The following is a 13,867-nucleotide window of genomic DNA, read 5'->3' as shown; positions in this document are numbered from 1 at the left end:
CGCCCCCCGCCGCAATTCGGTACCTCTTAGTGCTGGTGACCGGCGTGCGCGTCGAACGCGGGCGCGTCGACCGGCTTGTCGACGACGGCGCTCTCCGTGGTGAGGACCATCCGCGCGACCGAGGCCGCATTGACAACCGCCGACCGCGTCACCTTGACCGGGTCCACGACACCGTCGGCGATGAGGTCGCCGTAGGCGAGCGTCGCCGCGTTGAAGCCGTGGCCCACTGCCATCTCGGACACCTTGCTGACCACGACCGACCCGTCCTGGCCCGCGTTGGCCGCGATCCAGAACAGCGGGGCGTTCAGCGCGGCGCGAACCACGGCGATGCCGACGGCCTCGTCACCGGTGGCCTCGAGCTCGTCGAGCCCACGGGCCGCCGCGATAAGGGCGGAGCCGCCACCGGCGACGATGCCCTCCTCGACCGCGGCCTTGGCCGCTGCGACCGCGTCCTCGACCCGGTGCTTGCGCTCCTTGAGCTCGGTCTCGGTGGCCGCGCCGACCTTGATGACGGCCACGCCGCCGCCGAGCTTGGCGAGCCGCTCCTGCAGCTTCTCGCGATCCCAGTCGGAGTCGCTCTTCTCGATCTCACCGCGCAGTTGTGCGATGCGCTTGGCGATGTCCTCCGTGCTGCCCGCGCCTTCCACAATGGTCGTGTCGGACTTCGAGACCACGATGCGGCGAACCCGGCCGAGCTGCTCGAGCTCGGTGGTGGCCAGTGACAGGCCCACGTCGGCCGTGATGACCTGGCCGGCGGTGACGATCGCGAGATCGTCGAGGAACGCCTTGCGGCGGTCGCCGAAGAACGGCGCCTTCACGGCGACGGCCTTCAGGGTCTTGCGGAGCGCGTTGACCGCCAGGGTCGAGAGCGCCTCGCCCTCGACGTCCTCGGCGATGATCAGCAGCGGCTTGCCGGACTCGGCAATCTTCTCCAGCAGCGGCAGAATGTCCGCGAGCGCGCTGATCTTCTCGCGGAAGAGCAGGACGTACGCGTCCTCGAGGATCGCCTTCTGCTCGTCGAAGTCCGTGACGAAGTACGGCGACAGGTAGCCCTTGTCGAACTGGACGCCCTCGGTGACCTCGAGCTCGGTGTCCATGGTGGAGGACTCCTCGACGGTGACGACGCCGTCGACGCCGACCACCGTCATGGCCTGGCCGACCATCTCGCCGACCTCGGAGTCCCGGGAGGACACGGTGGCGACCTGCGCGATGGCGGCCTTGCCCTCGACAGGCACGGCCGCGGCGAGCAGCGCGTCCGACACGGTCGCGGCGGCGCGGTCGATGCCGCGACCCAGGGCCATGGGGTTCGCGCCGGCCGCGAGGTTGCGCATGCCGCCGGCGATGATCGCCTGTGCCAGGACGGTCGCGGTGGTGGTGCCGTCGCCGGCCACATCATTGGTCTTGGTCGCGACGCTCTTGACGAGCTGCGCGCCGAGGTTCTCGAAGGGGTCCTCGAGGTCGATCTCGCGGGCGATGGACACGCCGTCGTTGGTGACCGTGGGGCCGCCGAACGCCTTGGCGAGCACCACGTAACGGCCGCGCGGGCCGAGCGTGACCTTCACCGCGTCGGTCAACTGGTCGACGCCGCGCCCAATTGCCTGGCGGGCCTTCTCATTGAACTCAATCTGCTTGGCCATGTTCTCCTCTATCTACTGGCCTCGGCGGGTGATAGCACGCCGCCCCGGGACCGTCGAAGACGACGGGAGCCCGGGGCGGCGTGAAAAACCTTTGGCTACTTGCCAACGACCGCGAGGACGTCGCGCGCCGACAGGATCAGGTAGTCCTGGCCCTGGTGGCTGATCTCGGTGCCGCCGTACTTGCTGTAGACGACAACGTCGCCCTCGCTGACGTCGACGGGGATGCGCTTGTCGCCATCCTCGTCCCAGCGACCCGGTCCAACTGCGACGACGGTGCCCTCTTGGGGCTTTTCCTTCGCCGTGTCGGGGATGACGAGGCCGGAGGCGGTGGTCGTCTCAGCTTCGTTTGCCTTGACGAGGATCCGGTCCTCGAGCGGCTTAATGTTCACGCTCGCCACGATTAGCCCTCAACTTTCAGGGGTCTGTGCGCCCGGAACCTAAGTTCCAGGGCTGGATGTATGAAGCAGTGTGGTGGTGCCTAGCTCAGTGGCCCATGGCGCAGTATCGTCGTCGCGGGAGCCGAGACTGCATCAGTGCCAACTAGCACTCTATACATGCGAGTGCCAGCTCTCAACCCTTAGCCGCAAGCCCGGCCAAACTGCCTATCGGCATGACCTGCCCCACAAAGTCGGACGGGTCACCTACTCTTTGGCTTGTGACTGGAATCAATCGCAGGAAGTTCCTCGGCGCCGCGGGCATCGGTATCGGCGGCGCCATCGGCCTCAACGCGGTGGGCGCGATGGCCTCTGGCCAGCTCGGCGGCGGCTTCTGGGCCCCCGCCGTCGCCTCCGCGGACACGGTCGCCGGGACCATCGCCGGCACCACCCTGGAACAGGTCGCGGTGCCACTGGGGAGCACCGGCTACCGCAAGCTCACCGCCGGCGCGGGCTGGCCCGTGATCGTGCGCACCGAGCTCGCCGCGGCGAAGCCTGGGCGCGCCAACACCCGTCGGTGCTTGTCGTCGATTGTGCAGATGACAGACATGCACATCCTCGATGCCCAGTCCCCCGTGCGCGTGGAGTTCGTGCACCCGCTGATCGGCTCCGCGTCGCGCCCCCAGGACACGCTCACGACGCAGGGCCTGGTCTCGCTCGTCAACCGGATCAACCAGCTCCGCCGCGGCCCCATCACCGGGCGGGCGTTCGACGCCGTGGTCACCACCGGCGACAACACCGACAACCACGAGCACATCGAGCTCGAGTGGCTGCTCACCACCATGAATGGCGGCGCGCTCACGCCCAACACCGGCGATCCCGACCGCTACGAGGGGACCCAGGACTCCGGAGTAGGCCTGTACTGGAACCCAGAGCAGCGCACCCCTGGCATGTTCGACGACGCCGGCTTCCCCGTGATCGAGGGCTTCCTCAGGGCGGCCCTGGCCCCGATCTCGAGCCCCGGCCTCGACATCCCGTGGTACTCGGTGTTCGGCAACCACGACGACAGCGTGCTCGGCACCGCACCCAGCGGCATCGGCCCCATCACCGCGCTGTACACCAGCAACCTCAAGCTCGGCATCCCATCCACCCAGGCCGACGCCGACGCGATCGCCCAGGCGATGCGCAACGACCCCGCCGCGGTCCCCGCGCTGCTCACGGGCCTGACGGACTTCGGTTGGATCGTCACCCCCGATGCCCGACGCGCGCCGTTCACCCCGCGCGAGTTCATGGCCGCGCACCTGCAGGACGGCGCCACCGGCCCCGGGCCGCACGGGCACGGCTTCACCGCCGAGTCGGTCGAGACCGGCGCCGGCTACTACAGCTTCGACATCTCCCCCGGCGTCGTCGGCATCAGCATGGACTCGACCAATCGCGCGGGCTTCGTCGACGGCTCGTTGGGCGCGGCGCAGCTCCGGTGGATCGAGGACACCCTCGTCGCCGGCAGCAGCCGCTACTACGGAACCGATGGCGGGATGACCTCCCAGCAGCGCGAGGACACCCTCTTCGTGCTGTTCAGCCACCACACTTCCGACACCATGGACACGCTGCTCCCGGACCCCGAGAATCCCCTCGAGTCCCGCCACTCCGGCGCGGAGCTCATCGCCCTGCTCAAGCGCTTCCCCAACGTGTGCGCCTGGGTCAACGGGCACACGCATGACAACCGGATCTTCCCGCACGCCGGCCCCACCCCGGAGCAGGGCTTCTGGGAGATCAACACGGCCTCCCACATCGACTTCCCGCAGCAGGCCCGCATCATCGAGATCGCCGACAACAACGACGGCACCCTCTCGCTGCTGGCCACGCTCATCGAGGCCGACGCCCCGTACGCGAGCGACTACTCGGACCTCTCCCAGCACGGGCTGGCCTCGCTGTACCGGGAGCTGGCGTTCAACGACGTCAACACGGACCCCGACCGCCTCGGCACGCCGGAGGCCCAGAACGTCGAGCTGCTGCTCGCGTCCCCGCTGCGCTAGGCGTTCAGGGCTGGCTGACGCTCACAGACAGGCCCGGGTTTGTCGACACCGTCAGCGGCGAGGGCTGCGCGCCAGCGTGGATCAGGTGCGCGCCCAGCGCGGCGACCATCACGCCGTTGTCCGTGCACAGCCGCGGGCTGGGCACCCGCAGCGTGATGCCGGCGGCGGCGCAGCGCTGTTCGGCGAGGGCCCGCAACCGCGAGTTCGCGGCCACGCCCCCACCGATGACGAGCGTCGTCACCCCGGCGTCCTGGCAGGCTCGGACGGCCTTCATCGTGAGCACGTCCGCGACGGCCTCCTGGAAGCTGGCGGCCACATCGGCGGGCGAGTAGGCCACGCCGTCCCGCTCGCACTTCTCCACGTGCCGGGCCACCGCGGTCTTCAGGCCCGAGAACGAGAACGCGTGGCGGGCGTCGCGGCTGCCGGTCATGCCGCGCGGGAACTTGATCGCCTTGGGGTCGCCGGTCTGCGCCAGCTTGTCCAGCACGGGGCCGCCCGGGTAGCCGATGTCGAGGAGGCGGGCGACCTTGTCATAGGCCTCGCCGGCGGCGTCGTCGACGGTGGAGCCGAGCTCGATGATCGGCTCCCCCAGCGTGGACACCTGCAGCAGTTGGGTGTGCCCGCCGGAGACCAGGAGCACGACGCACGGCGGCATCGGCCCGTTCTCCAGGGTGTCGACGGCGACGTGCGAGCCCAGGTGGTTGATCCCATAGAACGGCACTCCCCAGGCCGCCGAATACGCCTTCGCCGCCGAGGCGCCCACCAGCAGCGCGCCCGCGAGCCCTGGTCCGATGGTGGCCGCGATCGCGTCGGGCTTGTCGATGCCGGCGGCGGCCAGGGCGCGGCGCATGGTCGGGACCATCGCCTCGAGGTGCGCGCGCGACGCGATCTCGGGGACGACACCGCCGAAGCGCGCGTGCTCGTCGACGCTGGAGGCGACCTCGTCGGCAAGCAGGTCCAGCTCGCCGGCGCGGGGGCCGTCGGTGTGCAGGCGCACGACGCCGACCCCGGTCTCATCGCAGGAGCTCTCGATGCCCATGACGATCATGACGGGTTCTCCTCTAGATTCGCGTTCAATGCCTCGCGGCGCATGACATACGCGTCCGCGCCGGCCGGCTGGTAATAGTTCTTACGCACGCCCACGCGGGTGAACCCCGCGCTCTCGTACAGCCCGATCGCCGGGAGGTTGTCCCAGCGCACGTCCAGGAACACGGGCCCGCCGCGGGCGTCGGCCACCGTGAGCATCGCGGCCAAGAGCAACCGGCCGATGCCGCGGCCCTGTGCGCGCGGGTCGACGCCGATGGTGTGGACCTCGGCCTCGGGATAGTCGGCGCCGCCGAGCGCGGAGATGCCGGCATAGCCGAGCAACTCGCCATCCTCGCGCGCCGCGAAGTAGTGGTTGTGCGAGGCCCGCAGCTCCTCGCGGAACGCGGCCGCCGGCCAGGGGCTCTCGCCGGGGAAGAGCTCGACCTCCAGCTGCGCGCACCGGTCCGAGTCGGTGCGCAGCAGCGGCCCCAACTCCACCGTCATCCGGCGGCCTGCGCGGCGGGCTTGGCTTCAGCCTTGGGCTTTCGGGGTTGGGGCTCGGTGGCGTCGGGCCGGCGCAGATACAGCGGAATCAGCGGCTCGGGGTCCGAGCCGGACAGCAGCGCGGCGGCCGCGACGGCGACCATCGCGGCGGGTTCGGGGCTCGGGGCGTCGTGGACTGGCAGGGCGAACAGCGCGGCGTGCTCGGGTGATCCGGCGACGGTGTCCGCGCTGGCCGGGTCGAGCTCGGCGGGGGCGATGACGGCCGGCCCGTCGACGCGCACGCCAGCGCGGTAGCGCGCCCAGTAGATCTCGCGTCGGCGCGCGTCGGTGACCACCAGCAGCTCGCCCGGCTCCACGCCCTCCTGGGCGAATACCTGCTGCGCGATCGCGTCGAGGCTGCAGATGCCGTGCACGGGGATGCCGAGGGCGTCGCCGAAGGACGCCGCGGTGACCATGCCCACGCGCAGCCCGGTGAACGGGCCGGGACCTGCGCCGACCACCACCGCGGCGAGGTCCGCGGCGACGGCACCGGCCTCTGCGAGGCACGCCATGATCTGTGGGGTCAGCACCTCGGCGTGCGCGCGGGAGTCCACGGTGCGGCGCACGGCCAGGGTGTGCGCGGCGCCGTCCGCGCCGAGGCGGACGAGGCCGGCGGTGACGGCGGGGGTCGAGGTATCCACTGCGAGTACGAGCACGATCGCCGATTCTACTGGCGAATTAGTGCCAGCCCCATTCGGCGGTGCGGATATCGGTGTCGGGGTCGCGTCGCAGGCGGATCAGCAGGTGCCGGTCCGCAAGCCGTTCCACCAAGCCCTCGCCCCACTCGACGACCACGACGGCCTCGGTGAGCTCGGTGTCGAGGTCCAGTGCGTCCAGCTCGTCCAGTGCATGCGGCCCCGCGCCCAGCCGGTACGCGTCCATATGCACCATCGCCAGCTGGCCGTCGCCGGCCGGGTGCTCGCGGGCGATGACGTAGGTGGGCGAGGTCACCGGCCCCTGCACGCCCAAGCCGGCCGCGATCCCCCGCGCCAAGACAGTCTTGCCCGCGCCCAACGGCCCGTCCAGGATGACCAGGTCCCCGCGCGTGAGCTCCGCGGCGAGCGCGCGGCCGAAGTCCTCGGTGTCCTCGGCGCTCGCCAAGGATCGGCTGCTCGTCACAGTTCTGGCCCTCCAAGGTAGTGGCGCTCGACCCGGCCCTTGATGCCGGTGACCACCTCGTAGTGGATGGTCCCCAGCTGGTCCGCCCACGCTTGCGCGTGCGGCTCGCCGCGGCGCGGGTCGCCGAAGAGGACGGCCTCGTCACCCGGCGCCGCCGTCGTCTCGAGCCCCAGGTCCACCACGAACTGGTCCATGCAGACCCGGCCCACCGCGGGGCGCAGCTCCCCGTTGATGAGGACGTCGAACTTGCCGCTCAGCACCCGCGGCACCCCGTCCGCATAGCCGAGGGGCACGATGCCCACGACGGTGTCCTGCGGCGTCGTCCATGTGTGCCCATAGGACACGCCCTCGCCTGCGGCGACCTTTTTGACCCGGACCAGGCGCCCGGAGACCCGCATCACGGGCCGCAGTCCGAAATCGCCCACCTCGGGCATGGGCGAGAGGCCGTAGAGCGCGATGCCGGGTCGCACCATGTCGAAGGCGAGGTCGGGCCGGGTCAACGAGGCCGCGGAGTTGGCCGCGTGGACCACCGCGGGCGCCAGCCCCGCCGCGCGGGCTTCCGCCGCGATCTTGCGCAGCCGCTCGGCCTGGAGCTCGATCACGGGGTGGTCGGGCTCGTCCGCCCGGGCGAAGTGGGTGAAGATACCGCGCACCCGCACGGTGCCCTCGGCCTCGGCCTCCACGAGCCGCGCCAGCAACTCGGGCCACTCCTGCACGGTGACCCCGTTGCGGTTGAGGCCGGTGTCCACCTTGACCGAGACGACGGCGACGGTGCCGACAGCCTGCGCCGCCGCGACGATCCCCGCCAGGTGTGCGGGGGTCGGGATGGCCAGCTCGATGCCCGCGGCCAGGGCGGGGCCGAAATCGGCGCCCGCGGAGTGCAGCCAGGACAAGATGGGCGCTGCGATGCCCGCACCGCGCAGCTCGAGGGCCTCTTCGAGGGTGCAGACGCCGAACTCGCGCACGCCCGCGGCCAGCATCGCCCGCGCCACCCGCACCGCGCCGTGCCCGTAGCCGTCGGCCTTGACCACGGCCATGATCGGCACGCCGGGCGAGCACTCGCGCACCACCCCCACGTTGTGGGCGATGGCCTCGAGGTCGATTGTCGCTAGCGCTTGCTGGTCGGCGGACGTCATGGCTACCAATTCTGCCACTGCGCGCTGGCCGCCGCCCGAACGGCCCGCACCGCCGGACGCACCTGTGCGAGCATGGCCGACGCGGAGATGGGGGCGCCGACGGCCGTGCCGCCCAGCGCCGCCAGTTCCGCCGCCCGCGAGTGCACGCGCGCTCCCGCCGCGGCCGCCCGGAGCGGGTCCAGTCCCGCCGCGAGCAGCGCGCCGATAAGTCCCGCCAGGATGTCCCCCGAGCCCGCCGTGGACTCCCACGAGCCGCCAGCCTCGTTGACGCGGACCTGACCATCCGGGTCCGCGATGACGGTGGCGCGGCCCTTCAACAGAACGCTCACGCCAAGGTCCGCGGCCAGCGCCCGCGCCGCGCCCACCCGGTCCGCGACGGGGCTGGGCACCTCGGGATGGGGCCGGGCGAGCCGCGCGAACTCCCCGGCGTGCGGGGTGAGCAGCGTCGGGGCCCGTCGTGCCCGCGCCCACTGGGGGTTCGCCGCCAACAGGGTCAGCCCGTCCGCGTCCACCAGCACCGGCAGGTCCGTGGCCAGCACCGTCCGCAGCAGCTCCCCAGCAGCGGCGTCGACCCCCATACCGGGCCCGACCACCCAGGCCTGCACCCGGGCCGCGTCCGCGAGCCGCTCCGTCGCCACGATCTCCGGCCAGGCCGTCAGGACTTCCGTGCGGCCGGTGCCGACGTAGCGGACCATGCCCGACGTGGCGGCCACCGCCGCGCCCGCGCACAGGATCGCGGCGCCCGGATAGGTGTGCGAGCCGGCGATGATCCCCGTGACGCCCTGCGAGTACTTATCGTCGTCCGGCCCGGGTACCGGCCAGAGCGCGCCGGCATCGGCCGCCCCGAGCGCGGTGAGCTCCGGCGCGGGCAGGGCCAGCCCGATGTCGATCAACTCCACCCGGCCGCAGCGGTCCGCGGCAAGCGCGTGCACGGGCTTGAGCGCGCCGAAGGCGACGGTGACCGCGGCGCGCACCGCCGGCCCCGATGTGGTGCCGGTGTCCGGGTCCACACCGCTGGGCAGGTCCACCGCGATGATCGGCGCGCGCACCTGGGAGACCAGCTCCGCCGCGGCCGGGCGTAGCGGCCCTCGGCCGGAGATGCCCACGATGCCGTCGAGGACGAGGTCCACCGCCGGCAGCCGGTCCACTATGCGGCCGCCCGCGGCGAGCAGCGCCGTCAGGCCCGCGTGATGGGCCCGCGCGGGGTCGAGCAGCACCGCGGTGACGGCGACGCCGCGGCCGCGCAGCATGGCGCCCGCCCACAGCGCGTCGCCGCCGTTGTCGCCGGAGCCGACGAGCAGTCCGACCGCCCGGCCGGCTACCCCGCCGACGCGTCCCTTGAGCTCGGCCGCGACCACGCGCGCGAGCCCATGCGCCGCGCGGCGCATGAGGACGCCGTCGGGCAGGGCCGCCAGCAGCGGGGCCTCAGACGCGCGGACGGCCGCCACGGAGTGAAATTCACGCATCGCGCGGGTCCTACTCGACCACAACGGCTTTCGCGAGGTTGCGGGGCTTGTCCACGTCGTAGCCCTTGGCCTCCGCCAGCTCCGCCGCGAACGCCTGCAGCGGCACCGTGGAGAGCAGCGGCTGCAGCAGTGTGGGGCAGGCCGGGATCTCGATCAAGTGATCCGCGAACGGCCGCACCAACTCGTCGCCCTCCTCGGCGATGACGATGGTGCGCGCGCCACGGGCCTGGATCTCCCGGATGTTGCTGAGCATCTTCGAGTGCAGCACCGCGCGGCCCTTCGGCGACGGCATCACCACGAAGACGGGCAGCCCGTCCTCGAGCAGCGCGATCGGGCCGTGCTTGAGCTCGCCGGCGGCGAAGCCCTCGGCGTGCATGTACGCGAGCTCCTTGAGCTTGAGCGCGCCTTCCAGGGCCACCGGGTAGCCCACGTGGCGGCCGACGAACAGCACAGCCGGGGAGTCCTTGAGCTCGCGGGCCAGCGCGCGCACCGGATCAAGGGTCCCGAGGACCTTCTCGATCAGCTCGGGCATCGCCTCGAGCTCGGCGAACTCACGCATGATCTCGTCCTGGTACTTGGTGCCGCGCGCCTGCGCCAGGGCGAGCCCGACGAGGTAGTTCGCTGTGACCTGTGCCAGGAAGCACTTGGTCGAGGCGACGCCAATCTCCGGTCCCGCCCGGGTGTAGAGGACCGCGTCGGCCTCGCGCGGGATCTGAGCGCCGTTGGTGTTGCACACCGCGAGGACCCGCGCCCCCTGGTCCTTGGCGTGCCGGACGGCCTCGAGGGTGTCGGCGGTCTCGCCGGACTGGGAGATCGCGACGACCAGCGTGTTCTGGCCGAGGACCGGGTCGCGGTAGCGGAACTCGCTGGCGAGCTCGACCTCGACGGGCAGGCGGGTCCAGTGCTCGATGGCGTATTTCGCGACGAGGCCGGAGTGATAGGCCGTGCCACAGGCGACGACGAAGACCTTGTCGATATCGCGCAGATCCTGCGCGGACAGGCGTTGCTCGTCCAGGATGATCTCGCCGTCGACGAGGTGGCCCATCAGCGTCTCCGCGACGGCCTGGGGCTGCTCCTGGATCTCCTTGAGCATGAAGTAGTTGTAGCCGCCCTTCTCCGCGGCCTTGAGGTCCCAGTCGATGGTGAACGGGCGGATCTCCACGTCCTCGCCGCCGAAGAAGTCGGTGACCTTATAGCCGTCGGCCGTGATCACGACGACCTGGTCCTGGCCCAGCTCGACGGCCTCGCGGGTGTGCTCGATGAACGCCGCCACGTCCGAGCCGAGGAACATCTCGCCCTCGCCGACGCCGATCACCAGCGGGGTAGAGCGGCGGGCCGCGACGATGGTGTCGGGGTGGCCGGCGTGCGCGAAGACCAGGGTGAACGCGCCCTCTAGGCGCTGCAGCACCGAGCGCACGCTGGCGACGAAGTCGCCGGCCGTCGGCCCCTCGGCGTAGGCCAGGGCCACCAGGTGCGCCGCGACCTCGCTGTCGGTGTCGCTCTCCAGCTCGATGCCAGCGGCCTCGAGCTCCGCGCGCAGCGGGATGAAGTTCTCGATGATGCCGTTGTGGACCACGGCGAACTCGCCGGTGGCGTCCCGATGCGGATGCGCATTGCGATCCGTGGGCCGGCCGTGGGTGGCCCAGCGGGTATGGCCGATGCCCGCGGTGCCGGCGAACTCCGCCGGGTCATGGTCCGCCAACGCGTCCACCAAGACCTGCGGGCTACCCGCGCGGCGCTCTACCGCAAGCTTTCCGTCCTCGCCCAAGATGGCCACACCGGCCGAGTCATATCCCCGATATTCCATCCGTCGCAGGGCCTCCACCACAACGCCGAGCGCTGGACGGTGGCCGACGTATCCCACAATTCCACACATAGCCTCCAAGAGTACTTGCTCACTCCGGCCCGCCCCCTGGCAGACAACCCAAGGCGGGTCCCCGCGGCGGGGGTCGGCACCGGCTATCGTTCACGTGTGGCACCAAAACCCAAGAACCTGGTCCGGAATCTGTCCCGACGCGGCCCCCACCGGGTGTTGCGCGGCGATCTAGCCTTCGCGGGCCTGCCCGGCGTCGTCTGCACCCCGGAGTCCGGCCTCGGCCTACCGGCCGTCGCCTTCGGGCACGGCTGGCTCAATGGACCCCAGCACTACCTCGAGACGCTGGCGCACCTCGCCTCCTGGGGCATTGTCGCGGCCGCCCCCGCCACCCAACGCGGGCTCCTGCCGTCAGCGCGCGAGCTCGCCGCGGATCTGACGGCCACCCTCGACATCTGCGCCAGCGTGCGCCTGGGCCGCGACGGCAATATCAGCGTCCATCCCAGCCGCCTGGCCCTGGCCGGGCACGGTTTCGGGGCCGGTGCCGCGGTGCTGGCCGCCAGCGAGCGGACAGCCGCGGGGGGCACGCTCGCCGCCGTCGCCGCACTGTTCCCCGCGCCCGTCGACCCGCCGGCCGAGGGCATCGCCCCCGGCATCACCGCGCCCGCGCTCATCGTGGCCGCGCCCGGCACCGACACCCTCGCCGCCGCAGACGCCGTCGCGCTCGCGCAGAGCTGGGGCGGCGAGGCCCGAACCCGGGTCCTGCCCGCCGCCACCGAGGAGGGCCTGGTCGAGGGCCGCCGCTGGGCCGGGTTCCTCGGGCTCCCCGCCAGCGAGCGCAAGACCCAGCTGGCCGTGCGCGCGCTGCTGACCGGCTACCTGCTGCACCAGCTCACGGGCGATAAGGCCTACGCCGTGTTCGCCGATGCCGAGACCGAGCTCGCCGGCAGCCTGCCCGTGGCCCAGGAATCCCTGGCAGAGCCGCTGGAGCAGAAGCCCACGGGCCTGGTGCGCACCGTGCTCTCGCTGCGCTGACCGCTCGGGTCCGCGCTACCAGCCCTCGGAGGTCCACCGGCCGTCGAGGAACTCTAAGTCCTCATCCGGGTCCGGTGCTGCCAACGGCTGGGACATGGGTCGCTTGATGACCGATCGCACGGGCGCTGGCGCCGAAGTCGGCGGCGCCGGCACGCTCCCTGGACGGGCTTGCCGTCCGGGCTCGCCGAAAGCCCCGTTGGCGATAAGCCGCCTCGCCCGGTCATAGATCGCGGCGCCGGCATGCCCGTGTTCCCGCCCTATATGCGCATTGTCCGTGGTCATCCCCCACCCCCGTTGTCTGGCCTGGCTACCTGGCCCCGGCGACCACCGCGGCCAGCGACTCCGCGATCCGCTGCGCCGTCGCCGTGTCCGCGGCCTCCACCATCACCCGGACCACCGGCTCGGTGCCCGACGGGCGCAGCAGCACCCGGCCCGCGGCGCCGAGCTCCCCCTCCGCGCCGACGACCGCGTCCGCGACCGCGACCGAATCCGCGACGGCATTCTTGTCCACCCCGCCCACGTTGATCAGCACCTGCGGCAGCACCGTCAGCACGGAGCCCAGCTCCGCGAGCGTGGACCCCGTCTGCGCCATCCGCGCCATCAGCCGCAGACCGGTCAGGACGCCGTCGCCCGTTGTGCCGAAGGCAGGCAGCACCACGTGCCCGGATTGCTCGCCGCCAAGGCTGAACTCCCCGGCCCGCAGCTCCTCCAGCACGTAGCGATCCCCGACACCGGTGGTGCGGACCTCGATGCCGGCCGCCCGCATCGCGATGTGCAGGCCGAGATTGCTCATCACGGTGGCCACGAGGGTGTTCTCCGCGAGCTCGCCCGCCTCGTTCATCGCGATCGCGAGGATAGCCATGATCACGTCGCCGTCGATCACGTTGCCCGCCGCGTCGACTGCGAGGCAGCGGTCCGCGTCGCCGTCGTGTGCCAGGCCCAGGTCTGCCCCCTGCTCGACCACCGCGCGCTGCAGGTCCTCCAGGTGCGTGGACCCGCACTTGTCGTTGATGTTGAGCCCGTCCGGCTCGTCATGGATCGAGATAACGGTGGCGCCGGCCGCGCGGTAGGCCAGGGGCCCGGCGCGATGCGCGGCCCCGTTGGCGCAGTCGACCACGACGGTCACGCCGGCGAGAGACCGCGTCGACGAGGTCGCCAGGTGCTCCAGGTACCGGCCAAGCGCCTCGTGCGCGTGGCGCACCCGCCCGATCTGCGCGCCGACGGGACGCCGTGCGCGCCGGGCGTCCGCGCCGTCCGGGTGCAGCAGTTCCTCGATCTGGTCCTCGACGCCGTCGCCGAGCTTGTGGCCGCCGGGGCCGAAGATCTTGATGCCGTTATCGGGCATCGCATTGTGGGAGGCGGAGATCATCACGCCCAGGTCTGCCTCGTACACGGCGGTCAGATAGGCGACAGCCGGCGTCGGCACCACGCCCACGAGGAGCACGTCGACTCCGCACGCTGCCAACCCCGCGCTGACCGCGGCCTCCAGCATCTCGCCGCTAGCGCGGGGGTCCCGACCGACCACGGCGACGGGCTTGTGCCCGGCCGACCTGCCAGCGGCGGGCTTGGCCAGAACCAACGCGGCCGCCTCGGCGATCAACAGCGCGAGCTCGGCCGTCAAGTACGAATTCGCCTCGCCTCGCACCCCATCGGTACCAAAGAGTCGTGACATGTCGACCGGC

12 protein-coding genes are annotated in these 13,867 nt (G+C 71.7%); 2 read left to right on the top strand and 10 right to left on the bottom strand.

Annotated features, from left to right (window positions below):
* Positions 1-26: 26 nt before the first annotated feature.
* Together groL and groES are read right to left on the bottom strand one after the other, a co-directional pair.
* The gene (gene groL / locus TBIF_RS18525; protein WP_024796244.1) at positions 27-1,637 is read right to left on the bottom strand and encodes a chaperonin GroEL; all 1,611 of its coding nucleotides are present in this window, start codon (positions 1,635-1,637) and stop codon (positions 27-29) included.
* A 95-nt stretch (positions 1,638-1,732) separates the two neighbouring features.
* Positions 1,733-2,035, bottom strand: coding sequence for a co-chaperone GroES (gene groES / locus TBIF_RS18520; RefSeq protein ID WP_024796243.1), 303 nt, complete (start codon positions 2,033-2,035; stop codon positions 1,733-1,735).
* Between the two features lie 257 nt (positions 2,036-2,292).
* On the opposite strand from groES, the gene TBIF_RS18515 reads away from it, so the two are divergent.
* Entirely contained in the window at positions 2,293-4,047 is a 1,755-nt protein-coding gene (locus tag TBIF_RS18515; protein ID WP_024796242.1) for a TIGR03767 family metallophosphoesterase, read from the top strand.
* Positions 4,048-4,051: 4 nt separating this feature from the next.
* Here TBIF_RS18515 and tsaD read toward each other — a convergent pair whose 3' ends face one another.
* The 7 genes from tsaD to glmS are packed head-to-tail and all read right to left on the bottom strand — an operon-like array spanning position 4,052 to position 11,213.
* Positions 4,052-5,095 (bottom strand): tRNA (adenosine(37)-N6)-threonylcarbamoyltransferase complex transferase subunit TsaD, encoded by a 1,044-nt coding sequence (gene tsaD / locus TBIF_RS18510; protein ID WP_024796241.1) that lies wholly within the window; start codon positions 5,093-5,095, stop codon positions 4,052-4,054.
* On the bottom strand, positions 5,092-5,577 hold the full coding sequence (gene rimI / locus TBIF_RS18505) for a ribosomal protein S18-alanine N-acetyltransferase (RefSeq protein WP_024796240.1): 486 nt from the start codon (positions 5,575-5,577) through the stop codon (positions 5,092-5,094). The genes tsaD and rimI overlap by 4 nt, the downstream gene beginning before the upstream one ends.
* A complete protein-coding gene (gene tsaB / locus TBIF_RS18500; RefSeq protein WP_024796239.1) occupies positions 5,574-6,272 on the bottom strand; it encodes a tRNA (adenosine(37)-N6)-threonylcarbamoyltransferase complex dimerization subunit type 1 TsaB in 699 nt (232 codons plus the stop codon). The genes rimI and tsaB overlap by 4 nt, the downstream gene beginning before the upstream one ends.
* A gap of 22 nt (positions 6,273-6,294) precedes the next feature.
* Positions 6,295-6,735, bottom strand: a complete 441-nt coding sequence (gene tsaE / locus TBIF_RS18495) for a tRNA (adenosine(37)-N6)-threonylcarbamoyltransferase complex ATPase subunit type 1 TsaE (protein ID WP_024796238.1) — start codon at positions 6,733-6,735, stop codon at positions 6,295-6,297.
* On the bottom strand, positions 6,732-7,871 hold the full coding sequence (gene alr / locus TBIF_RS18490) for an alanine racemase (RefSeq protein ID WP_024796237.1): 1,140 nt from the start codon (positions 7,869-7,871) through the stop codon (positions 6,732-6,734). Before alr ends, tsaE begins: the two co-directional genes overlap by 4 nt.
* Before the next feature lie 2 nt (positions 7,872-7,873).
* Positions 7,874-9,337: an NAD(P)H-hydrate dehydratase gene (locus TBIF_RS18485; RefSeq protein WP_024796236.1), complete on the bottom strand. Its 1,464-nt coding sequence runs from the start codon at positions 9,335-9,337 to the stop codon at positions 7,874-7,876.
* Between the two features lie 10 nt (positions 9,338-9,347).
* Complete coding sequence (gene glmS / locus TBIF_RS18480) at positions 9,348-11,213, bottom strand: glutamine--fructose-6-phosphate transaminase (isomerizing) (RefSeq protein ID WP_024796235.1); 1,866 nt, start codon at positions 11,211-11,213, stop codon at positions 9,348-9,350.
* 96 nt (positions 11,214-11,309) lie between these two features.
* On the opposite strand from glmS, the gene TBIF_RS18475 reads away from it, so the two are divergent.
* A complete protein-coding gene (locus TBIF_RS18475; RefSeq protein WP_024796234.1) occupies positions 11,310-12,185 on the top strand; it encodes a poly(ethylene terephthalate) hydrolase family protein in 876 nt (291 codons plus the stop codon).
* A gap of 307 nt (positions 12,186-12,492) precedes the next feature.
* On the opposite strand, the gene glmM is transcribed toward TBIF_RS18475, so the two are convergent.
* Positions 12,493-13,857: a phosphoglucosamine mutase gene (glmM, locus tag TBIF_RS18470; RefSeq protein WP_024796233.1), complete on the bottom strand. Its 1,365-nt coding sequence runs from the start codon at positions 13,855-13,857 to the stop codon at positions 12,493-12,495.
* Positions 13,858-13,867 lie beyond the last annotated feature (10 nt).

It is taken from the genome of Tomitella biformata AHU 1821, from assembly GCF_000524475.1.
GTDB lineage: Bacteria > Actinomycetota > Actinomycetes > Mycobacteriales > Mycobacteriaceae > Tomitella > Tomitella biformata.
Note: the sequence above shows the minus strand (reverse complement) of the source record. Positions and strands in the feature narration are given on the sequence as shown.